This is a genomic window from Pontibacter fetidus (assembly GCF_010119545.1).
GTDB classification, from domain to species: Bacteria; Bacteroidota; Bacteroidia; order Cytophagales; family Hymenobacteraceae; genus Pontibacter; species Pontibacter fetidus.
Genome location: NZ_JAAEAA010000007.1, coordinates 25,060 through 47,066, shown reverse-complemented (window position 1 = coordinate 47,066; position 22,007 = coordinate 25,060). Strand labels below are relative to the sequence as shown.

The window sequence follows — 22,007 nt, the reverse complement described above, 5'->3', positions numbered from 1 at the left end:
TATAGTTTAAGACATTTAAGCACATGGCTACAACCGACCCTAAAGCAATAAAAAAGTATACAGACAGCTTACAGACAGAAGTTGATGCCGCTTATTTGTACAGTCGGGTAGCTGCCGCAGAGGAAGTGCCTGCCATTGCCAACATGTTCCGGGAGCTAGGTGAAATAGAACTGGAGCACGTATCCAAAATGACTGAAAAGCTACTCCGGGATGGAATAAAGATAACGGTGCCGCCTCCCTCCTGGCGCGCCCGCACTCTCAACCGCATTGGCAAACTATTGGGTTACGGATACATTATAGGTGTACTGATGGACACTGAAAAAAGTATAACAGCTGCCCAGCTGGCTCAGAAAGAGAAAAATCACGTGCCCATTTCCGGCGACGAAGCCAACCATGTTAAAATTTTACAGGCACTGCTCAGCAGCAAAAGCAAAGTATCGGGCGAACACATTTCCCGCATAGAGGGCAAACATAAAAGTATAGGCGGTAATGCACTTCGGGCAGCTGTGCTGGGTGCAAACGATGGCCTGGTTTCTAACATGAGCCTTGTGATGGGCGTAGCCGGCGCCACCGACGGGCAGAGTGGCGTGTTGCTGGCAGGTATGGCCGGCTTACTGGCTGGGGCATTGTCCATGGCGCTGGGCGAATGGATATCAGTAAAGAGCTCGCAGGAACTGTATGAACGACAGATGGACCTGGAAATGCTGGAAATTGAGACTAACCCTGAAGGGGAAATGCGCGAGCTTGCCCTGATCTATACTGCCAAAGGTATACCTGAAGCGCAGGCGCACCAGATGGCAGCTGCTGCCATACAAAACACCGCACATGCCCACGAAATACTGGTAAAAGAAGAACTGGGCATTAACACCGAAGAGTTGAAAGGTTCTGCCTGGGAAGCTGCTATTACATCTTTTCTGCTATTTGCCGTCGGGGCTATACTTCCGGTCATTCCATTTTTTTATACTTCGGGCTACATGGCTATTGGCCAGAGTCTTGCTTTCAGCACCATCGGTTTGTTTGTAATTGGTGCGGCCATAACGCTTTTTACCGGCAAAAGTATCTGGTTCTCGGGTTTCAGGCAGGTGCTTTTCGGGTTGGCGGCTGCGGCCACTACTTATGTTATTGGTAAACTGATCGGGGTAAGTATAGCTGGTTAACAGGCAAACTATAAAACCATTTATCTGGTGTTAATTCCGGCTCGTATGAAATAGGATGAAGCCCATTGGCCGCATAATATTGCACCTGGTTGCGCTGCTCTCAGTTAAGGTCGTTACACTCAGCCTTCTTTTCCTTGTCTGCCTTTCGGTTACGTATTCTATAGTGCACGATGTGTTCACAGACAGCGATACTGGCTTCGATACAAGATTATTTGCTTTTGCTGAACAGCTTGCTTCGCCCGGCATGACGCGTTTTATGCGCTACATTACCTACTTAGGGTCTGAACAGTACCTGATCATACTTCCTGCGTTGTTTATACTTATCTTTTCGTTTTACAAAGACATGCGCTGGCACAGCCTGCGGGTACTGCTCATTTCATTTGTTAGCTCTATACTTAACCAGCTGCTTAAACTATACTTCGAGCGTCCGCGCCCACCTATTGCCCTGCTGGATGCTACCGGACTGAGTTTCCCGAGCGGCCATGCCATGATCGGGGGCGTCTTTCATGGGCTACTGATTTATATTGTTTTTACCACGGTTCAAAACAAACTATGGCGCTGGCTACTATGTGTGCTGCTTTCCCTGATCGTGTTGCTCGTCGGGTTTAGCCGCATCTATTTAAAGGTGCATTATGCTACTGATGTAGTGGCTGGGTATTTGATGGGTTTAATCTGGCTAATGGCTTCCCTGTACCTGCTCTCCGGTATAGAAAAATTTTATATCGCCAGGTATCAACCAACATCCAAAATATAACCGGCACATGCATTCCGAATTCTAACTATAGCTTTTACAATGCTTTTGTTTGAGTTCTTGGTACTGCTTTTATACCTGCCTGTACTTCGCCCTTAAAATAAATTGCCTATGTAACCAATGTCACTGAACGAGGCTATAGTATGCTGCATTTTTGTAACGATAATCAAAACACAACTATAAGCAGCCTCGCGGCAACAGTATAAACCATACACACCACCATGGAAAAGAAGTTAAACATATTAGTTCCGGTAGATTTTTCGCCGGTGTCTTTTAAAGCGATCGAGTTCCTGCATTTCCTGTTGCAAACTACGCCGGTAAACACGCACCTGGTGCATGTACTGGAAGTAAACACCGGCGACTGGGGCGGCTCTGCCGAAGCCTCTGAAACCCTGGATAAGCAAAAGTTTAAAGCAGAAGAGCAAAAGGCTTTACAGCGGTTTGAGGAATTGCGAAAGCAGGCTGATTTTGACTTTACCAGCGAGATCGTGTACGGTGGGCTAACTACAGCTATTGCCAGGTATGCAGCCACTCACCAGATCGATTTAGTAGTGATGGGCACGGAAGGGGCTGATGGCTGGCTGGAGAAAATATCCGGCTCGGAGGCCCAGCATGTGGTGCGTTATACTGATGTGCCTGTTATTACTGTCCATCAGTTCGCATCCATCACACCTATCCATAACATATTGTGGGTAGCCGATTTCGGGGCCGAAAAGCAACCGGAGCAAACTATAGTTACCATCAAAAACCTGCAGCGCCTGTTCAACGCCAAGCTACATTTGTTACAAATAATAGGCAAAGAAGATGAGCAGCAAAGCCAGAAAATACAACTTAACATGCGCCGCTTTGCCGATACCTATGATTTACAGAACTATGAGCTGCACCTGCATCACAACTATAAAGTGCCGGCCGGCGTGCGCAATTTTAACGAAGCTTCAGAAATGGACCTGGTATTGATCGGAACGCACGCACGCAAAGGGATAAACCACCTGTTTTATGGAAGTATAGCCGAAACGCTTGTAAATCATTGCATCCGTCCGCTGCTGACCTACCATTTGAAGTAAGCCGCAACTGATGCAGCCTATGTGACAAACATCACTGTATACGCTGTTTAAGCCTAGTATCTTTGTATTAAAATGAGGGAGCAAGTATACGCTTCCGGCATTTATCAACTATAAAATTAAAGCTGATGAAAATTAAACAGTTTGAAGACAAAGGATTAGCTCATTACTCCTACGCTATTTTAAGCGAGTGCGCCGCAGCAATTGTACTGGTAGACCCAGCCCGCGACCCACAGCCATACTATGATTATGCCTCTGAAAATAACGCAAAAATTGTAGGTGTGATCGAAACACACCCGCATGCCGACTTTGTGAGCTCTCACCTGGAAATAAGTAACAAGACAGGTGCAACTATTTATGCCCACAGCCTGGTTGGTGCCGACTACAAACACACTGCTTTTGACGAAGGCGCAACTATAGAAATTGGTAAAATCAGGTTAAAGTCGCTGCACACGCCAGGCCACTCTCCTGACTCAATCAGCATTGTGCTGGAGCACGAAGGCAAAGACAAAGCCGTGTTTACAGGCGATACGCTTTTTATAGGCGATGTAGGCCGCCCGGATCTGCGTGAAAGTGCCGGTAATATTACAGCTAAGCGCGAAGAACTGGCACGCCAGATGTATCATAGCACCCGCGAAAAACTGATGAAACTGGATGACAGCGTAACGGTTTACCCGGCGCACGGTTCCGGCTCGCTTTGCGGTAAAGCCCTGAGCGACGCCAACAGCAGCACCATCGGCGCAGAGAAAATTGGCAACTATGCCCTGCAGCAGATGAGCGAAGATGCGTTTGTAAAGATCCTGACTGAAGACCAGCCCTTTATACCAAAATACTTTGGCTACGATGTGGGCCTGAACAAAAAAGGCGCTCCCGATTACAAACCAAGTATAGAAGGCGTAAAAATGCTTGAGAAAAACTATAAGCCGGAAGATAGAGCTGTAATAGTAGATGCCCGAAACGAACAAGTATTCAAAAAAGGACACTACAAAGGCGCGATCAACATCCAGAACGGAGGCAAGTTTGAGACCTGGTTGGGAAGTATAGTTGGCCCGAATGAGAAATACTACCTGGCAGCAGAAAACGAAGCGCAACTACAGGACCTGATATCAAAAGCAGCCAAGATCGGATACGAACTACTGATAAAAGGTGCTTTTGTTCTGGACACTGTTTATGAAGAGAAAACACCGGAGATCAATGTAGGGGAATTTCGCGAAAACATGGAGGACTATACTATAGTTGACATCCGTAATACTTCGGAAGTAAAAGGTGGTAAGTTTTTTGAGAAGGCCATTAACATTCCGTTGCCAGAGTTGCGCGAACGAGCCAAAGAGATTCCGGCTGATAAACCAGTGGTGGTGCATTGTGCAGGTGGTTACCGTTCTGCAGCAGGTAGCAGTATAGTTGAAGCAGCTTTACCGCAAACCAAAGTGCTGGACCTGAGCGAAGCCGTAAACAAATTTAAGGACGGACAGAAGTAAATATAACTAAATTTTATTGCCAGTGCAGGTGCAAACAATTGCCTGCACTGGTTTTTTATTTATTTGCGTATATTTCAAAAAGCCAAAACACATCACTCTAAACTATGGAAGTACTACCCAAGGAACTCATACAAAAGAAATTCCCGGACCTGGAAGACCAACTGCTTGACGAACTGCTATCGCAAAGCACCCTGCGCGAAGTGGAAGAAGGCGAAGAAGTGATGCGTAGCGGCCAGTACATAAAGTCAACTATTTTGCTGCTTAGCGGCCTGCTTAAAGTATACCGCGAGGATGACGAAGGCAACGAATTTCTGATGTATTACCTGGAGCCGGGTAGCGCCTGCGCTTTGTCTATGATGTGCACGGCACGCACCGAGAAAAGCGAGATAATGGCCAAAGCCGTAAAAGATTCTGAAGTGATACTGGTGCCGTCTGAACTGTCGGAAATGTGGCTGGGCAAGTTTAAAAGCTGGCATAATTTCGTGATCGCGTCGTACCGCCAGCGCTTCGAGGAGTTGTTGCAAACCCTGGACAGCATTGCCTTTAAAGGACTGGATGAACGCCTGGTTTTTTACCTGAAACGCCACGTAAAAGTAAGCGGCAAACAAGTAAAATTATCGCACCAGCAAATTGCCGACGAACTTAATTCTTCCCGCGAAGTGATTTCCCGACTCCTCAAAAAACTGGAACAAACCGGCGCCATAACCCTCCACCGCAACTACATAGAAGTACACGATCTGAGCTTAGGAGTTTAAGAGTTAAAAAGTTTAGGAGTTAGAGAGTTTGTGAGTTTAAGAGTTACAATATAGCAAGTTGCAGTCTGCTATACTTGTGAAATTGAAACCTTATAACTTTCTAACTCCTAAACTCTTTAACTCTTAAACTCACTACAAACTCCTTCTCTGTGACATGAGTCACTGTAATGCTTTTGCAGTTGCAGTACTTTTGTATTGTCAATCATAAAATATACTAATGGAAATATTCGGATACATTGCTGCCATACTTATCGGACTTTCTTTAGGCTTAACCGGAAGCGGCGGTTCTATACTTACAGTACCTATACTTGTCTACCTGATGCGTTTAAGCCCGGTAATGTCTACCTCCTATTCCCTGTTTATAGTAGGTACTACCAGTCTGGTGGGCAGCTTCAAATTTTACAGAAAACAACTGGTAAGCTTTAAAACAGCGCTCATTTTCGGGGCACCTTCCCTTACCACTGTTTTTCTTACCCGTACGTTCTTGGTGCCAGCCATACCGGCGCATATCCTCAACATCGGGGGCTTCGAGATCACAAAAGACATCCTGTTGATGGTATTGTTTGCCATATTAATGGTGATGGCTTCTTTCAGCATGATCCGCAAACCGAAATTAAAAACTCAGCTACAGGATGATGATGCAGAGCAAGACATTCAATATTTTGCCGTAATGGCACAAGGTACGCTGGTAGGTCTGGTTTCGGGTCTGGTTGGTGCTGGCGGTGGCTTTTTGATCATACCGGCCCTGGTACTTTTCACCGGTTTGGATATGAAACTGGCTGTAGGTACTTCGCTTTTCATAATCGCAGCAAATTCGCTTATCGGGTTTATGGGGGATGTTTTTCAGTATAACATCGACTGGGTTTTCCTATTAACTTTCTCAGCGCTTTCGGTGGCTGGTATTTACATCGGCACTGCTTTATCTTCTAGAATAGATGGCAATAAATTAAAGAAAGGATTTGGCTGGTTTATACTTGCCATGGGCCTTTACATTTTAAGCAGAGAGATTTTCCTTTCTTAGATTTAATTTCAATTCCTATAGTTGTAGCCCTGCTCCAGCCATTCAAAAGCTAAAGCAGGGCTATACTTATTTTATGGCCTGCTCAAACCAGGTCTTTTCTCTTTTAATAACCCAGCATCACCATACTTACCCTCCTACATAAACATTATTTTTACCATAAAAACCTGCTCTGTGACAAGAGTCACTGTGTCTGCCTATAGCCTGATCTATCTTTGTAGCGTTAATTACTTATAGCACTTAAGGATATGGAAATACTCGGATACATCGCGGCTATGCTCATTGGCCTTTCACTTGGTTTGATCGGCGGTGGTGGTTCTATACTTACAGTGCCGGTGCTGGTATATTTAATTGGCCTTAACCCGGTTATCTCCACGGCTTACTCGCTGTTTATAGTTGGTTTAACCAGTTTGGTGGGCTCCTGGAAGTTCTACAAAAAAGGCCTTGTCAGCCTGAAAACAGCGGTGGTATTTGGCCTGCCTTCTATAGTCGCTGTTTATATTACCCGCCGCTACATTGTGCCGGCCATCCCGGATAACCTGTTTACCGTTGGTGACCTTGTCGTAACCAAAGGCGTGTTGCTAATGCTATTGTTTGCAGGACTAATGGTGTTTGCTTCTATTTCGATGATCAAAAAGAAAAAAGAAGCATCTGCTGAGCCGGTTGATGTAGTGGATGAGAACATTGACACCGAGCTGGATGTGGAGCATATCGATAAGACAGAAATACATCCGAAACCAAAATTCAACTATGATGGCATATTGGGCGAAGGTCTGGTTGTAGGAACCCTGACCGGTCTGGTAGGTGCAGGCGGCGGTTTCCTGATCATCCCGGCGCTGGTGCTCTTCAGTAAGCTGGATATGAAAATGGCGGTGGGTACTTCGCTGTTAATTATCGCAGTTAAATCGCTGTTCGGTTTTATAGGTGATATTTTCAACTACGAGATCGATTGGATGTTCCTGGCTATTTTCTCTGCTATCTCTATTTCAGGCATCTTCATCGGTTCCTTCCTTTCAACCAAGATCCATGCCGACAAACTGAAGACTTCTTTCGGTTGGTTTGTGCTCGTGATGGGCGTGTATATTATCGTAAAGGAAATATTTTTTGCCTAACTCTGGCGGCGTGATATAAGTCACTGAACTATAGCTACTATATGCTGAAATTTGTAATGTCATCAGTGTAAAGAGTGACATCAAAACAAAGTATAAAAATCAACAAACTAACATCAACTGCCATGAAAGTAGAACAAATCTATACCGGTTGCCTGGCACAGGGCGCATATTACATCGAAAGCAACGGCGAGGCTGCCATCATCGACCCGCTTCGCGAAATAAAGCCATACTTAGAGAAAGCTGAAAAAGACAATGCTAAGATCAAGTATGTACTGGAAACACACTTCCACGCCGACTTCGTTTCGGGCCACGTGGACCTGGCAAAAGCTACCGGCGCAACTATTGTTTTCGGGCCAAATGCACAGCCAACTTTTAAAGCACACATTGCTACCGACGGCGAAGAACTGAAACTGGGTAATGTAACTATAGAAGTGCTGCACACACCGGGGCATACTATGGAGTCTACTACGTACCTGTTGAAAGATGAGAACGGCAAAGACTACGCTATCTTCTCCGGCGACACGCTGTTTATTGGTGACGTAGGCCGCCCTGACCTGGCTGTAAAATCTGACTTAACAGAAGAGCAACTGGCGGAGCACCTGTACGATTCGCTGCGCAACAAAATTATGCCGCTGGCTGATGAGGTGATCGTTTACCCGGCACACGGCGCGGGTTCAGCGTGCGGCAAGAATATGAGCAAAGAGACAACCGACCTGCTGGGCAACCAGAAGAAAACCAACTATGCCTTGCGTGCCGACATGACCAAAGAAGAGTTTGTGAAAGAAGTTACGGAAGGGCTATTACCGCCTCCGGGCTACTTCCCGATGAACGTGAAAATGAACAAGGAAGGCTATGCCAATATTGACGAGGTAATGACCCAGGGCTTACACGAACTATCTCCGGATGCTTTTGAAGCTGCGGCCAACGAAACCGGTGCGCTGGTACTGGATACCCGCAAGCCGGAAACGTTCGCAGCCGGATTTATACCAAATTCCATCAACATCGGTATAGATGGCAACTTTGCCCCGTGGGTAGGTGCGCTGATTCCGGATGTGAAGCAGCCTATACTTTTTGTTGCCGATGAAGGTCGTGAAGAAGAAGTGGTAACAAGACTTGCCCGCGTTGGTTACGACAACGCTATTGGTTACCTGAAAGGGGGTTTTGAGTCCTGGAAAGCAGCTGGCAAAGAAACAGATACTATTGACTCTATCTCGGCAGAGGAATTTGCAAAACGCTACGAGCAGAACAATGTCCTTAAAGTAGTAGATGTGCGCAAGCCGGGCGAATACCAGGCAGAACACGTAGAAACTGCCCATTCAGCGCCATTGGATTACCTGAACGAACATTTGGCCGAGTTGCCTAAGGAAGAGCAAATGTACCTGCACTGTGCCGGTGGTTACCGCTCTATGATCGCAGCCTCTATACTTAAGGCTAGAGGTTTTGATAACGTAGTGAACGTGGAAGGCGGCTTTAAAGCTATTGCGGAAACAGCAGTACCAAAAACTGCCTTCGTTTGCCCTAGTACACTGAAGTAAATCAGCGAAAGTATCATCCCCTGCCCCCTTCAAAGGGGGACTTTATCATCTATCGTAAAACTATAGTTTAGAATTACGCATTGCCGATTGTCCCCCTTTGAATCAGGGCTATTTCGTTCTCCTTTTGCTGGCGCGGATCTGCGATCCGTGACTTACTTATAAAGTCGGATTTGCAATCCGACTGGGCCAGAGGCCCAACTATAGTTCGACACGAGCGAGGACGCTCGCGCCATGGTAAATTAATTTATGAGAATGAAACGGCCCTGCCCTTTGAAGGGGGCAGGGGGGTGATTTCAATAGCTGATACAAATATGTAACTCAACCATACTACGCCCTAACTATAGGTTGTCGTGAACTAAGATACTCGCGCCCTACTTACTTCAAACTATAAAATCACCCTGCGTGACCAAAGTCACTGAACTCCGCTACAGATCTTCCGACATTTGTAGTGTTATTTAAAACAAACAACTAAAACTAAACTCAAAAGCCATGTTTAATATATTCGGATCAAAACCAAAGAACTACGAAAACCTGGACGGTAATACGTTTAAAACAAAGTATAACAATACCTTAAAAGCTGAATTGCTGGATGTACGCACAGCCGGTGAATTTGCTTCAGGCAGTATTCCGGGAGCTAAAAACCTGGATGTAACTTCCTCACAATTTCAGCAGGCACTAAAGACGCTCGACAAGGATAAAGAATACTTCGTGTTCTGCCGAAGCGGTAACCGTAGTGGCTCTGCCTGCGACATGCTATCGGCACAGGGCTTTAAAGCTTATAACCTGTCGGGTGGAGTAGGTTCCTGGCCAAGATAATTTCAACTATTTTTGAGCAGGTAACGGAAGGAGTCTGTGAACGAGCTCCTTCCCTGCTCACATGTATTAATATAATCAAAAGTAAAGTATAAAAGATATGTTAGAGCTATTAAGGCAACCATGGCCGTGGTACACGTCGGGCGCTGTGATCGCCTTTGTGATGGTACTGTTGCTGTTTTTCGGAAAATCATTCGGGGTTTCAGCTAACCTGCGCACCATCTGCTCTGCCTGCGGTGCAGGCAAAACCGTAAAGTTCTTCGATTTTGATTGGCGCTCCCAGACCTGGAACCTGCTGTTTTTGGTAGGTGCTGTCATTGGTGGTGTGATTTCTTCGCAGTTTTTATCAAACGGTGAGGTCGTACAGATCTCGCAGGCAACTATACAGGACCTGAGCCAGATGGGCATTTCAGCACCAAACGGTATTCAGCCCGAAGAGCTGTTTAGCCTGGAGGCATTATTTACAGTGAAGGGATTTTTGATTTTGCTGCTGGGTGGGTTTGCGATCGGTTTCGGAGCCCGTTATGCAGGTGGCTGTACGTCGGGTCATGCCATCAGTGGCTTGTCTAACTTACAGTGGCCATCGCTGGTAGCTGTTATCGGTTTCTTTATTGGTGGTTTGATCACTACCTGGGTATTGATGCCGCTTATTTTTTAATGAGTAATTATGAATAAGCAATGAATAATAAGAATGTAGCCTTTTAGCTGTTTTCTAATTAATCATTCATCACTACAATTATTCATTAATCATTATTAATTCTTAATTATCTGTCCCGTGAAAGGATTAAAATTTATAATAGCCGGCATTCTGTTCGGCATCGTGATGAGCAAATCGGAAGCCATTTCGTGGTTCCGTATCCAGGAGATGTTCCGCTTCCAGTCGTTCCATATGTATGGCATAATTGGCACGGCGGTTATACTTGGGGTGATCATCACTTACCTTATCAAAAAGTATAAAATGCGCGATTACCAGGGTAACCCGATCGTATTCACGCCTAAAGAGAAGTCTATTCCGCGCTACCTGATCGGCGGTACCATTTTCGGGCTAGGCTGGGCGCTAACCGGAGCTTGTCCGGGGCCGATGTTCGTAAATATTGGGTATGGTTACTGGGCTATTTTACTGGCTGTAGGCGGTGCCATTGCAGGAACTTATACGTACGGCGCTATAAAAGACAGGCTGCCACACTAAAATACACTTTGGCTAAAAGTGAAATATGTTCTGAGGGCCATTTGCTTTTAGCGGTGGCTTTCAGGCATATCATAGCAAAACGCAACTAACAAGTTGAACTATGGATAACACTACGGATACCAAACTCGGTTTAAAAGAGAACGCCCGCCAGTTCTGGCTGCTGGTACTCGTGAATGGATTTGTTGGTGCCATGGTAGGATTGGAGCGCTCTGTGATACCTGAGTTTGCTGAAACAGTTTTCGGCATAAACGGGCACACGGCGCTTCTTTCGTTTATAGTTGCGTTTGGTCTTGCCAAATCAATGGCCAACATGCTGATGGGGCGCCTCACCTTGCGCTTTACCCGAAAGCAGTTGCTCCTGATTGGTTGGTTGTTTGCGTTACCTGTGCCGTGGCTTTTATTGTATGCTACTAGCTGGTGGTGGGTGCTATTTGCGAATTTGCTTCTGGGTATAAATCAGGGGCTGGCATGGTCGACGACTGTGGTGATGAAGATTGATTTGGTGGGCGAAAAGAACCGCGGCCTCGCGATGGGCATTAACGAATTTGCCGGTTACCTGGCAGTTGGTCTGGTGGCTTTCCTGGCTGGTTATATTGCTTCCAGTACAGGTAACGTAACTTATGCTTTTGTGCCGGGCATCGGCTTTTCTATAGTTGGTCTGCTGCTTACGTTGCTTTTTGTGCGCGATACTCATGCCCATGTTAAAACGGAAGCTGCACAAACTTCTATACCGCTGCTAAAAAACATCTGGAAAGATACCACTTTTTGCCACGCAAACCTGGGCTCTGTTACCCTGAACGGTTTTGTGAACAACATGAACGACGGTATACTTTGGGGACTTTTGCCGGTACTGTTAGCTACAAAAGGCTACTCGCTTACTGAAACAGGCTTGCTGGCTGGTATTTACCCGGCCGTGTGGGGTTTGGGGCAACTTGTAACCGGCAGGCTGGGCGATATACTTTGCAAAAAGCAGTTGCTAAGTATGGGCATGATGATTCAGGGTGTTGCCATTGCAATGCTATTATTTGCCGATTACTACCTCATACTTGTAGCGGCGCTGGTAATACTTGGGGCGGGTACAGCTATGGTTTACCCTAACTTCCTGGCAGTGGTAGCCGAGAATACGCACCCTGTTCAGCGTCCGCAGAGTTTGGGCATCTTCCGTTTCTGGCGCGACTTTGGGTATGTGGCCGGTGCAGTAGCTGCTGGTGTGTTCAGCGATCTGTTCGGGCTTGGGGCGGTTATTATCGGAACGGCTATACTTACAGTTGGGGCCGGTGTACTATCGGAGCTACGTATGTGCTGTACCAAAAAACTGCTTTGGCATAGTAAGGAATGCAGTACCGGGTTGCTTCGGCAAGCTTAATTGTTTACTTTTAGCCATTGCTATATAATCAGACGAAACCATTCTTCGTTTCATTTCTGTTACTAAGCCAATTGCAGCCATACTTAAACTAAAGTAGCTGCATTTAAAAATTACATGAAGTCGTACCTGCTTTTATTTTTCAGCACCATATTCCTGCTTTTTGGCATACAGAAGAGTAGCAGCCTGCCTGGTGTTGCTGATTTTAAGCAGAATTTAGTTACGCAAAGCTGCAAGTATAGCAAGCACGGGCTTAAAAAGCCATGCTCTAAAAAGTGCTTAAAACACACATCGCATTCAGAGCAAAAAGGGGCTGCAACCACTGTATCAGACTGCACTCAGCAAGCTTACGCTATAGTTACCGCTCAGCAACAACATACGTTTTATACTTCCGCTATAGTTCGATCTACTATAGTTACAGGTATAAACAAACATCTTTCGCCATTCCTCGAAACAGAACACGCCCCTCCCCGGCTTTCTTAACATAAATCATATTTGTTATTGGTGCACAAAAGGGATGTTCCTGTAAATATCCTTCACACCATATTTTAATCTACTTCAATTGCAGAGGTAGTACTTGAATTATGTTAACTTTATAAAGATGAACAAGAATAAATTTTCGATAAAAAATATACCGGGCTGGACAGTAATGCTGGCTGTCTTTGGTATTCTATACTTAACCGGTTTGCATACCGAAGCTATCGGGCAGGTACAGCGGTTATTGCTAGCTACCGGTGTTAAAAATGCCGATGTACCGGAAACCTTACAAAACCCGGATGCTAATGCAGTAGCCGATGCATCGGCAGCAGCTGGCTCAGAAATGGCCGGCGCTGGCTTTAAAATGGTAGACCTGAAAGGCAATACGGTTAGTTTCGAAAGCCTGAAAGGTAAAGTGGTGTTTATGAACATCTGGGCAACCTGGTGCCCGCCGTGCGTAGCCGAAATGCCCAATATACAGCGCCTTTACGAAAAGGTTGGATCAGAAAAGATCGCATTTGTGATGCTTTCTGTTGACGAAGGCGGCATGGAAAAGGTGAAGAAATTTATCGACAAGAAAGGCTTTACGTTTCCGGTTTACATGCCGGCCAGCCAGTTTCCACAGGAGTTTTACTCTAACGCCATCCCTACTACATTTATCATCTCCCCGGAAGGAAAGATCGTAGCTAAGCAGGAAGGCATGGCCGATTATGACACCAAAGAAGTACAGGATTTCCTCAAAAATATGGTGAAGAAATAAACAAGATAAGCTGGCTGAGATTCTACATCAGCCAGCTTATTTTTTATAGTTAAATTTATCAGAGCTTCGTATTAACACGCAAATTCCTTTAAACTATAACCTCACTGCCATGAAACTTAAACTGATCTTACTGCTGGTCTTTTTTGCATTTGCTGCGCCTGCCACTTTTGCGCAGGTAAAACAGAAAACTGCTAAAACAGAAAAACTAAAACAACACCGCATTTTGTATGATGTGTCAGCCGCCGATACTGCCCTGCACTCTGGCTTAATGCGACAGCTCAACAACCTGAAAAAGACCTGGCCAGAAGCGCAGGTAGAAGTAGTTGTTTATGGCAAAGCCCTGAATTTGTTGGTTACTGAAAACACCACGAAGGCCACTGCTATAAAAGATTTACAAGCTAAAGGAATAGTTTTTGCTGCCTGCGAAAACACGATGCGCGCCCGTAAAATAACCAAGGAACAATTGCTGCCAAATGTAATAACGGTGCCAATGGCCGTTGGCGAAATTATAACCAAACAGGAAGAAGGCTGGAGCTACATAAAACTCTGAGCTAATTATAGTTGTTAACTGCCTGCATGGAAAAATACCGGAACATATTCTCCACTTCTTTTACTGACTACGGTAACTACCTGTGGCACGAAATGCTTAACCCAAGCTGGGGCAATTACTTTTACTGGCTGCTGGGCATTTCGTTGTTTTTCTGGTTGCTGGAGGTTATAGTTCCATGGCGCGAGCAGCAGGCCAGGATCCGGCAGGATTTCTGGCTCGATGGCTTTTACATGTTCTTCAATTTTTTTCTGTTTTCGCTGGTTGGTTTTAATGCCATTTCCAATATCGGCGTGCAGGCGTTTAATGATTTTCTGGGGCTGTTCGGGATCAGTAACCTGGTGGCTTTTGAGGTACACTCGTGGCCGGTTTGGGCGCAGTTGCTTACGCTGTTTATAGTTCGGGATTTTATACAATGGAATGTACACCGCTTGCTTCACCATTCTGACTATTTGTGGCGATTTCATAAAGTACACCACTCGGTACAGCAGATGGGTTTTGCTGCCCACCTGCGCTTCCATTGGGGCGAAACTATAGTTTACCGAACTATAGAATATATCCCGCTGGCCATGATCGGGTTCGGCATTCAGGACTTTTTCCTGGTACACATTTTTGCGACGTCTATAGGGCATTTTAATCACTCCAACATTTATATTCCGCTGGGTCCGTTGCGTTATTTATTCAACAACCCGCAAATGCATATCTGGCACCACGCCAAACATTTGCCGCACCAGCATGGCGCTAACTATGGCATCAGTTTAAGTGTATGGGATTACCTTTTCGGTACAGCTTATATGCCTGAAGATGGCCGCGATATTGAACTGGGTTTTGAAGATGTAGAGCAGTATCCGAAGCGTTTTATGGAGCAGCAGTTGTATCCGTTTAAAGAAAGTATTTTAACTGAAATCACTACCGAAACTCCCGCAGAAAAGGCTAAAGAGTTAGAGAACGCCTGACCCAACTATAGTTTCTTAAAAGCTATAGTTCATTACCAAACTATAGTGCGACATATCTACTTTGTTAACTATAAAATTTGGGGTGTTGTAAGTTTCATCCCAGCCATTTTTGTACACAAATAGTGCCTGAACATTTAGCCCTTCCAGCAACCCTGTAAAACTATAGTTAGTCATGAGTTGCAGGTGCCCGTAAGATGGTATGGCATATTTGTTTTTCAAGACATCTTTCACATCGGGCATTTCGGTTAAACTATAGCCAGCCCTGGCTTTCCATTGTTCGGAGAATTTTATATCTGTGATAAAAGCAAACGAATGAACACCGGAAGCTCCTTCCAGACGCTCGCGTGGCAAAAACGTATAAAACGGCTCAATCCCCCACTCTCTCGGAAACAAAAATCTGCCTTGGTCAGCTATGCGGGTATAGTTGAGGCTGGTTTCAATGCGTGGCGTTTTATAGCCGAGTTTACTGCTGATAAGCCAGGTTTCAGAGCCTCTGGGCATATAAGCTTTTAACTGATCTGTGTTGCCGCCATTTCCGGTGGCTGCCTGGTAACCGACCTGGAAACCTAAAACTATAGTTTGCTGCTTGCTTTGCGTAACCGGAATAGCAACATCGGTTTGGGAGAAAGTGAGGTTAAACAGGTTATCGGTGTAATAATGCCAAAGGCTGGTTTTAAGATTTTTTGAAGGCTGATAGGTTATACCTGCCACGGCCATACCTGCGCTGCTGATATTGCCTTTAAACTGCGATGGTCCTCCAAACACACTCCTGCCAACGGGCGATGAACCTATACTTTCTTCCACGCGAAACCAGTCCTGTGTAGAGCGCGGCCCCATCCCGAATATCCAACCACCCAGCAACGTTAGTTTTTCCGTTTCCTTAGTTTCCAGCCAAAGCGCGTTTACCAGCGTCGGGCGCATGCGGCCATCCTGCGGGTTTATAAATGTTGTCGTAATTTTCTGACGGCCGACCGTTGCAGTCGATTTTTTATAATTGTAGCGCAGGTAAAGCGTTTCCAGACGGCCCAGTTCGCGTTTGTCATTTGGGTGCAGCATATCAAACAAACCTATTTCGTAACGGCTGCTTAAACCTGTTTCAGGGTCCGGGCCAAGCGTGTTAGACCATACATTAAAAATAAAAGAGCCACTCACCCCAACCTGTAAGCCATGAAACTTTGCTGATTCATAACCTAAACCTGTGCCTAGCGCCATTGCATAATAATCGGGGTAATCTGCGGTGTTATCGGTGGCCATAAAATAGCTGCGCAATTGTCCGGTAAATTTCCCTTTCTTCAGAAAAGCATTTATAGTTTTATAGTGAGCAGTGTCCCCGGAAGCAGATTTTCCAAGCTGCATAATCTGAGCTATAGTATCCTGCGGAAGTAGAACATTGTTACTTACGTTAGCCGATTTTATTCTATCAGATGGTATAATTTTCTGCCCCATAACCACCTCAACCTGAACCTGTAAGGCAACTATAGTTATCACCCAAAATTTGCTGTTTATGTACTTCTTACTCATTCCTTTTTGTTCAGGTAGTTTACTGTAATTTATACTTGCTGCAAGTTGGTCATCTTCACCATAATTACCTGTGACAAATGTCACAGGCAGTATAGTATTGGTTTAAACTTTTAGTTGCACGGCCGGGCATAAAACATTGGCAATCAAAGCACCTGAGGTGTAGGTATTCACGTTTAAATCAATGAAGGCTTTACTACGGCTATAGTTTAATTTGCTGATCATCCGTAAAAGAAATGCCTACATCTGCCTTCTGTGATAAATGTTACTGAAAACCGTAAACCGAACCCTTAATTTAGCTCTAGTGAACTATAGTTTAACCTTTGCTAAACCGATATGAAACCACACAACGAAGAGGAAAAAGAGGATTTACTTGGAAGTACAACAACACTGAAAATTGTTAGCGCAGTAGCTGCTATTGCATTGCTTGGGCTAGTCATATTTATGATGATAAAGCCCGATATGTTTTTCAGGCCTGAGGTAACAGAAGCAACTTCAGAAGCAATGCCATCACAAGACAAAAGTGCAGCTCCGGTAGCTGTAATAGCATCAGCCTCAGAGGAAATGTGGCGCCCCGCCAAACTGGACGACTTACCCGACGGACCTGAAAAAGAAAAACTTGCCTATGGTCGCGAACTGATCGCGCATACAGCCAAATACCTGGGCCCGCAGGGAAGCGTACTGCAAATATCCAACGGCATGAACTGCCAGAACTGTCACCTGGATGCCGGTACCAAACCCTTCGGCAACAACTACTCTTTAGTGTCATCTACTTACCCAAAGTTCAGAGCCAGGTCGGGCATGGAAGAAGATATTTTTAAGCGTGTAAATGATTGCATGGAGCGCAGCCTGAATGGTAAAACACTTACCAAAGACTCCAAAGAAATGCAGGCCATGATGGCTTATATCAACTGGGTTGGTAAAGATGTGCAGAAAGGTGAAAAACCCAACGGTGCCGGCCTGAAGGATATAGCAATGCTGGACCGTGCAGCTAGCCCCGAAAAAGGCAAAGTGGTGTATGTGCAGAAATGCCAGGTGTGCCACGGCAAAGACGGGGAAGGCATAAAAGCGGATGGAAGTGCCGAATACCAGTTTCCGCCGCTTTGGGGTAAAAACAGCTATAACAATGGCGCCGGCCTGTACCGCATCTCTAACTTTGCCAAGTACGCCAAAGCCAACATGCCGCTTGGTGTAACCTATGAAAACCCACAGTTAACAGACGAAGAAGCCTGGGATGTGGCCGCTTTTGTAAACTCGCAGCCGCGCCCTAAAAAGGACCTGAGTAAAGACTGGCCCGATATTTCAGGCAAACCCTTCGACCATCCGTTTGGCCCATACTCAGATAAGTTCGATGAAAAACAGCACAAGTATGGCCCGTACCAACCAATTATAGCTGCAAAGGAAAAAGCAAAGTAAAAGGGCTTTTAGCAATTTAAGCTATACTTTCATCTGCCTGTTTGTGTTATTCATCGCAAACAGGCAGGTTTATATGCTTAAAATAGATTATTTGTAAAACTTTTCGCTATTTGTGTAACAATTCGTGCTTAACTCGCTTTATCTTTGTGTTGTAAATCAGTAACATGAAACTATACCGCCAGATTTTACTGCTTGCCCTAACGCTGCTGGTATTTGTCTCCTCGACAGGCATCTCGGTTGGTATGCATTTGTGCGGTGGTGAGTTACGCGATATTTCTTTTTTCGGAGCTGAGGCAGATTGCCCGATGGAGCAGCAAAAAGAAAAGTTGCCCGCCTGCCATAAAGTACCTGCTTCTGATGACAAGGCAAAAGATTGCTGCGACGACCATACCCTGGTTTTCGAACATGCCGATGCAACAGCAGACTCCAAAGCGCTTATACTTACCAAGCCCCTGGATCTTAAATTTGTAGCTGCTTTTAAAGCGGTTATACTTCAGTTTTTTGCTCCTGAGGCTGACCTCAAACCAACTTACGCGCTCTACGAGTCGCCCCCGCTAGCCCGAGACATTCCTGTGTTGGTGCAGTCTTTCTTACTATAACCTTATCGTTTTACCAGTGCCAAACTATAGCTGGCGTAGCCGTGTCTTTTCCTGAGTACACAAGTTACCCCGGCCACATACTATAGTTCGGCACCATGCTCAGTTGCCACTGATCGGTGGCTTCCCCATTTCCTGTTAAGGTTAAATATTATAGGTACATGATTGCGAAATTAATTTCCTTTTCGCTCCGTAACCGTTTTATAGTGCTGCTCATTTCGGCGGCTCTGTTCGGCTGGGGCGTATATTCGGTGCAGACAAATAAGGTAGACGCTATTCCTGATCTGTCCGAAAACCAGGTGATCGTTTTTACGGAATGGATGGGCCGCAGCCCACAGATCATCGAAGACCAGATCACTTACCCGCTTGTAACCAACCTGCAGGGCCTGCCCGAGGTGAAGTATGTGCGCGGCAGCTCTATGTTCGGGATGAGCTTTATCTACGTCATTTTTGAAGATGAGACAGATGTGTACTGGGCCCGTGAGCGGGTGCTGGAACGGTTGAGTTCCATAAGCAACATGCTGCCCGAAGGCGTTGCTCCCACACTTGGCCCGGACGGAACAGGCGTAGGCCATATCCTATGGTACACTTTGGATGCACCAGGCATGGACCTGGGCGAACAGCGCGCACTGCAGGACTGGTATGTAAAATTCGGGTTACAGAATGTGAAGGGCGTGAGCGAAGTAGCCTCCTTCGGCGGATTCCAGAAACAGTACCAGATTACCTTAGACCCCAACAAACTTACTTACTATAAGCTCTCTGTGCCGCAGGTTATACAGTCTATCCGGGCTAACAACAACGAAGCCGGCGGGCGCAAATTCGAGCTTTCCGATATCGGTTACATCATCAAAACAACCGGGTATTTACAGTCTGCTGAGGAGATACAGAACATCGCCATTGCTACCAACAATACGATACCGGTGCGGGTACGCGATGTGGCCTCAGTACAAATGACCGGCGAAAGCAGACTGGGTATTTTTGACCTGAACGGACAGGGTGAAGCAGTTGGCGGCATTGTGGTAATGCGCTATGGCGAGAACGCCGACGAGGTGATCGATAACGTGAAGGCGAAGATGGAAGAAGTGGCGAAAGGCTTGCCAAAAGGCGTGAAATTCAACATCGTGTACGACCGCAGCGGCCTGATAAACGAATCGGTTGAGTCCATCAAAAACACGCTGATCGAAGAAATGCTGGTGGCTTCTGTTATCGTGTTCCTGTTCCTGTTCCATTGGCGCAGTGCGTTGGTTATCCTTATCCAGTTGCCGCTATCGGTTGCCATTGGGTTTATACTTCTAAATGCTTTCGGTATCTCCTCTAACATCATGTCGCTCACCGGTATTGCTTTATCTATCGGAGTTATTGTGGATGACGCTATTGTAATGGTAGAGAATGCATACAGGCATTTGGCAGATGCACAGAAGGGCAAACAGTGGATGGAAGAAGAATAGATTAAATGTGTTCCAACTTTCATTTCGACGACAGGAGAAATCTACTTCAAATTCTAAATAGTTCTCTCTTATCGTCTAGATGACAAAAACCATTCAGTTATTCAATATTCAATTATTCAAAATTGAAAAATGAAATTATCAAAAGAAGATAGAATCCGGATCATTGAGAAGGCTGCCAAACAGGTGGGGCCGAGCGTGTTCTGGAGTACCATTATCGTTATTACGTCGTTTCTGCCGGTGTTTTTGCTTACAGGCCAGGAAGGCAAACTGTTTGGCCCGCTTGCCTGGACCAAGACATTTATACTTATAGTAGACGCCATTGTAGCCATTACCCTTACGCCGGTGCTTATCTCGTTTTTCCTGAAAGGGAAGTTTAAAGATGAGAACGCCAACCCGATAAACCGGGCACTGGAAAAAGTGTACGGCCCGGTGCTGCGCTGGTGCCTGAACTGGCGCAAAACAACTATAGGCATTAATATTCTAGCGTTGCTGGTAGCCATACCGATGCTGTTTAGTTTGGGTACCGAATTTATGCCTCCCCTGGATGAAGGCTCTATCCTGTTTATGCCGGTTACCTTGCCTGATATTTCCAATGCCGAAGCCAAGCGCATATTGCAGGTGCAGGACAAGATTATCAAATCGGTACCGGAAGTAGAGAGTGTTCTGGGCAAAGCCGGTCGTGCCAGCACGGCCACCGACAACTCCCCTATCAGTATGATCGAGACCATCATCATGCTTAAACCACAGTCCGAGTGGCGGGATGGAATTACCAAACAGGACATTATCCGCGAACTCGATACCAAACTACAGATACCGGGCGTAGTGAATGGCTGGACCCAACCGATCATCAATCGCATCAACATGCTGGCTACCGGTATCCGTACCGATGTGGGCGTGAAAGTATACGGCCAAAACTTAGACTCTATTGCAGCGGTGTCGGAGAAAGTTAGAGGTGCTTTACGCGATGTGCCCGGCGTAAACGATTTGTATGTAGAGCCGATTACAGGTGGCAAGTACCTGGAGATTGACATTAACCGCGAAGCCCTGAGTCGCTATGGCTTAACTGTAGATGACGTAAATACGATCGTGGAATCTGCGTTGGGAGGCACACCAATCGGCAACACTATTGAGGGCAGGCAACGATTTAGCATTAACGTGCGGCTGGCGCAGGAGTACCGCAACAGCGTGGAGCGTATACAGCGCATTCCTATCCAGACGGCCGCTTCCGGATCTATTCCATTGTCATCGGTGGCAACTATACGCTTTACAGATGGCCCTCCGATGATCAGTTCTGAAAATGCGCAGCTGCGTGGTGCTGTTCTCTTTAACGTGCGAGACCGCGATTTGGGCAGCACCGTGAAAGAGGCTATGGAGAAGATAAGCAACGAGGTGACCGGGTTGCCAAACGGCTATTACCTGGAGTGGAGCGGCCAATGGGAAAACCAGGTTCGTGCCACCCAAACTCTGCAGATCATCATTCCGCTGGTGGTCATCATCATTTTCTTCATTTTATATTTCTCCTTCAACTCGCTAAAAGAGGCCTTCTTCAGTCTAGTAACTATACCGTTTGCGCTGATAGGCGGGGTATTTATCGTTTACTTCTATGGGATCAATTTATCGGTGGCAGTGGCCGTTGGCTTTATTGCGCTGTTCGGGATGGCCATAGAAACCGGTATGCTGATGGTGGTTTACCTGAACGAAGCCATGAAAGAACTGGCAGATACCAAAGGCAACTCCAGCGAAACCATTTCCAAACAAGACATCCGGGACTATGTGTTTAAAGGAGCTGTAAAGCGCCTTCGTCCTAAAATTATGACGGTATCTGTATCGCTGTTCGGCCTGATACCGGTGCTTTGGGCTACTGGCGTAGGCACCGACGTGATGTTACCAATTGTGCTTCCGTTGATCGGGGGTGTATTTACTTCTTCCATCCACATCCTGCTGGTTACACCGGTCGTGTTTGAGATGGTAAAAGAGTATGAATTAAAGAAACACGGCAAACTGGATATATATGATGTTAAGCACTAAGAAATATATAGTATTAAGTACCTTTTTGA

Annotated in this window: 21 protein-coding genes; 20 read left to right on the top strand and 1 reads right to left on the bottom strand. The window is 45.9% G+C overall.

Features of this window, described 5'->3' with window-relative positions:
* Window positions 1-23: 23 nt before the first annotated feature.
* The 16 genes from GWO68_RS06995 to GWO68_RS06920 all read left to right on the top strand — a co-directional run bounded on the left by GWO68_RS06995 (window position 24) and on the right by GWO68_RS06920 (window position 14,972).
* Window positions 24-1,157: a VIT1/CCC1 transporter family protein gene (locus tag GWO68_RS06995; protein ID WP_162345712.1), complete on the top strand. Its 1,134-nt coding sequence runs from the start codon at window positions 24-26 to the stop codon at window positions 1,155-1,157.
* A gap of 55 nt (window positions 1,158-1,212) precedes the next feature.
* A complete protein-coding gene (locus GWO68_RS06990) occupies window positions 1,213-1,911 on the top strand; it encodes a phosphatase PAP2 family protein (RefSeq protein ID WP_162345711.1) in 699 nt (232 codons plus the stop codon).
* A gap of 218 nt (window positions 1,912-2,129) precedes the next feature.
* Window positions 2,130-2,972, top strand: coding sequence for a universal stress protein (locus GWO68_RS06985; RefSeq protein WP_162345710.1), 843 nt, complete (start codon window positions 2,130-2,132; stop codon window positions 2,970-2,972).
* 125 nt (window positions 2,973-3,097) lie between these two features.
* Window positions 3,098-4,447, top strand: coding sequence for an MBL fold metallo-hydrolase (locus tag GWO68_RS06980; RefSeq protein ID WP_162345709.1), 1,350 nt, complete (start codon window positions 3,098-3,100; stop codon window positions 4,445-4,447).
* Window positions 4,448-4,551: 104 nt separating this feature from the next.
* The gene (locus tag GWO68_RS06975; protein WP_162345708.1) at window positions 4,552-5,202 is read left to right on the top strand and encodes a Crp/Fnr family transcriptional regulator; all 651 of its coding nucleotides are present in this window, start codon (window positions 4,552-4,554) and stop codon (window positions 5,200-5,202) included.
* 217 nt (window positions 5,203-5,419) lie between these two features.
* On the top strand, window positions 5,420-6,223 hold the full coding sequence (locus GWO68_RS06970; protein WP_162345707.1) for a sulfite exporter TauE/SafE family protein: 804 nt from the start codon (window positions 5,420-5,422) through the stop codon (window positions 6,221-6,223).
* Between the two features lie 245 nt (window positions 6,224-6,468).
* Window positions 6,469-7,332 (top strand): sulfite exporter TauE/SafE family protein, encoded by an 864-nt coding sequence (locus tag GWO68_RS06965; RefSeq protein WP_162345706.1) that lies wholly within the window; start codon window positions 6,469-6,471, stop codon window positions 7,330-7,332.
* A gap of 122 nt (window positions 7,333-7,454) precedes the next feature.
* Window positions 7,455-8,867, top strand: a complete 1,413-nt coding sequence (locus GWO68_RS06960; protein WP_162345705.1) for an MBL fold metallo-hydrolase — start codon at window positions 7,455-7,457, stop codon at window positions 8,865-8,867.
* Window positions 8,868-9,356: 489 nt separating this feature from the next.
* Window positions 9,357-9,683 carry a rhodanese-like domain-containing protein gene (locus tag GWO68_RS06955; protein ID WP_162345704.1) on the top strand — a complete coding sequence of 109 codons (327 nt, stop codon included), beginning with the start codon at window positions 9,357-9,359 and terminating at the stop codon, window positions 9,681-9,683.
* A 97-nt stretch (window positions 9,684-9,780) separates the two neighbouring features.
* Window positions 9,781-10,338, top strand: coding sequence for a YeeE/YedE family protein (locus GWO68_RS06950; RefSeq protein ID WP_202923695.1), 558 nt, complete (start codon window positions 9,781-9,783; stop codon window positions 10,336-10,338).
* 117 nt (window positions 10,339-10,455) lie between these two features.
* Window positions 10,456-10,869 carry a YeeE/YedE family protein gene (locus GWO68_RS06945; RefSeq protein WP_162345703.1) on the top strand — a complete coding sequence of 138 codons (414 nt, stop codon included), beginning with the start codon at window positions 10,456-10,458 and terminating at the stop codon, window positions 10,867-10,869.
* 100 nt (window positions 10,870-10,969) lie between these two features.
* Window positions 10,970-12,235, top strand: a complete 1,266-nt coding sequence (locus GWO68_RS06940) for an MFS transporter (protein ID WP_162345702.1) — start codon at window positions 10,970-10,972, stop codon at window positions 12,233-12,235.
* A 114-nt stretch (window positions 12,236-12,349) separates the two neighbouring features.
* Window positions 12,350-12,715 (top strand): hypothetical protein, encoded by a 366-nt coding sequence (locus tag GWO68_RS06935; RefSeq protein ID WP_162345701.1) that lies wholly within the window; start codon window positions 12,350-12,352, stop codon window positions 12,713-12,715.
* 118 nt (window positions 12,716-12,833) lie between these two features.
* Window positions 12,834-13,469 (top strand): TlpA family protein disulfide reductase, encoded by a 636-nt coding sequence (locus GWO68_RS06930; protein ID WP_162345700.1) that lies wholly within the window; start codon window positions 12,834-12,836, stop codon window positions 13,467-13,469.
* A 109-nt stretch (window positions 13,470-13,578) separates the two neighbouring features.
* Entirely contained in the window at window positions 13,579-14,019 is a 441-nt protein-coding gene (locus GWO68_RS06925) for a DsrE family protein (RefSeq protein WP_162345699.1), read from the top strand.
* Window positions 14,020-14,045: 26 nt separating this feature from the next.
* On the top strand, window positions 14,046-14,972 hold the full coding sequence (locus GWO68_RS06920) for a sterol desaturase family protein (protein WP_162345698.1): 927 nt from the start codon (window positions 14,046-14,048) through the stop codon (window positions 14,970-14,972).
* 15 nt (window positions 14,973-14,987) lie between these two features.
* On the opposite strand, the gene GWO68_RS06915 is transcribed toward GWO68_RS06920, so the two are convergent.
* Window positions 14,988-16,493 carry an OprD family outer membrane porin gene (locus GWO68_RS06915; RefSeq protein ID WP_162345697.1) on the bottom strand — a complete coding sequence of 502 codons (1,506 nt, stop codon included), beginning with the start codon at window positions 16,491-16,493 and terminating at the stop codon, window positions 14,988-14,990.
* 333 nt (window positions 16,494-16,826) lie between these two features.
* On the opposite strand from GWO68_RS06915, the gene GWO68_RS06910 reads away from it, so the two are divergent.
* The 4 genes from GWO68_RS06910 (at window position 16,827) to GWO68_RS06895 (ending at window position 21,978) form a co-directional block, all read left to right on the top strand.
* Window positions 16,827-17,906 carry a c-type cytochrome gene (locus GWO68_RS06910; RefSeq protein WP_235941975.1) on the top strand — a complete coding sequence of 360 codons (1,080 nt, stop codon included), beginning with the start codon at window positions 16,827-16,829 and terminating at the stop codon, window positions 17,904-17,906.
* Window positions 17,907-18,070: 164 nt separating this feature from the next.
* Window positions 18,071-18,505, top strand: a complete 435-nt coding sequence (locus tag GWO68_RS06905) for an HYC_CC_PP family protein (protein ID WP_162345696.1) — start codon at window positions 18,071-18,073, stop codon at window positions 18,503-18,505.
* Between the two features lie 158 nt (window positions 18,506-18,663).
* A complete protein-coding gene (locus GWO68_RS06900) occupies window positions 18,664-19,950 on the top strand; it encodes an efflux RND transporter permease subunit (protein ID WP_162345695.1) in 1,287 nt (428 codons plus the stop codon).
* Window positions 19,951-20,079: 129 nt separating this feature from the next.
* Window positions 20,080-21,978, top strand: coding sequence for an efflux RND transporter permease subunit (locus tag GWO68_RS06895; protein ID WP_162345694.1), 1,899 nt, complete (start codon window positions 20,080-20,082; stop codon window positions 21,976-21,978).
* Window positions 21,979-22,007 lie beyond the last annotated feature (29 nt).

Coding starts and splice junctions, on each gene's coding strand:
- GWO68_RS06995 (WP_162345712.1), top strand. CDS start 24: ATGGCTACAACCGACCCTAAAGCAATAAAAAAGTATACAGACAGCTTA.
- GWO68_RS06990 (WP_162345711.1), top strand. CDS start 1,213: ATGAAGCCCATTGGCCGCATAATATTGCACCTGGTTGCGCTGCTCTCA.
- GWO68_RS06985 (WP_162345710.1), top strand. CDS start 2,130: ATGGAAAAGAAGTTAAACATATTAGTTCCGGTAGATTTTTCGCCGGTG.
- GWO68_RS06980 (WP_162345709.1), top strand. CDS start 3,098: ATGAAAATTAAACAGTTTGAAGACAAAGGATTAGCTCATTACTCCTAC.
- GWO68_RS06975 (WP_162345708.1), top strand. CDS start 4,552: ATGGAAGTACTACCCAAGGAACTCATACAAAAGAAATTCCCGGACCTG.
- GWO68_RS06970 (WP_162345707.1), top strand. CDS start 5,420: ATGGAAATATTCGGATACATTGCTGCCATACTTATCGGACTTTCTTTA.
- GWO68_RS06965 (WP_162345706.1), top strand. CDS start 6,469: ATGGAAATACTCGGATACATCGCGGCTATGCTCATTGGCCTTTCACTT.
- GWO68_RS06960 (WP_162345705.1), top strand. CDS start 7,455: ATGAAAGTAGAACAAATCTATACCGGTTGCCTGGCACAGGGCGCATAT.
- GWO68_RS06955 (WP_162345704.1), top strand. CDS start 9,357: ATGTTTAATATATTCGGATCAAAACCAAAGAACTACGAAAACCTGGAC.
- GWO68_RS06950 (WP_202923695.1), top strand. CDS start 9,781: ATGTTAGAGCTATTAAGGCAACCATGGCCGTGGTACACGTCGGGCGCT.
- GWO68_RS06940 (WP_162345702.1), top strand. CDS start 10,970: ATGGATAACACTACGGATACCAAACTCGGTTTAAAAGAGAACGCCCGC.
- GWO68_RS06935 (WP_162345701.1), top strand. CDS start 12,350: ATGAAGTCGTACCTGCTTTTATTTTTCAGCACCATATTCCTGCTTTTT.
- GWO68_RS06930 (WP_162345700.1), top strand. CDS start 12,834: ATGAACAAGAATAAATTTTCGATAAAAAATATACCGGGCTGGACAGTA.
- GWO68_RS06925 (WP_162345699.1), top strand. CDS start 13,579: ATGAAACTTAAACTGATCTTACTGCTGGTCTTTTTTGCATTTGCTGCG.
- GWO68_RS06920 (WP_162345698.1), top strand. CDS start 14,046: ATGGAAAAATACCGGAACATATTCTCCACTTCTTTTACTGACTACGGT.
- GWO68_RS06915 (WP_162345697.1), bottom strand. CDS start 16,493: ATGAGTAAGAAGTACATAAACAGCAAATTTTGGGTGATAACTATAGTT.
- GWO68_RS06910 (WP_235941975.1), top strand. CDS start 16,827: ATGAAACCACACAACGAAGAGGAAAAAGAGGATTTACTTGGAAGTACA.
- GWO68_RS06905 (WP_162345696.1), top strand. CDS start 18,071: ATGAAACTATACCGCCAGATTTTACTGCTTGCCCTAACGCTGCTGGTA.
- GWO68_RS06900 (WP_162345695.1), top strand. CDS start 18,664: ATGATTGCGAAATTAATTTCCTTTTCGCTCCGTAACCGTTTTATAGTG.
- GWO68_RS06895 (WP_162345694.1), top strand. CDS start 20,080: ATGAAATTATCAAAAGAAGATAGAATCCGGATCATTGAGAAGGCTGCC.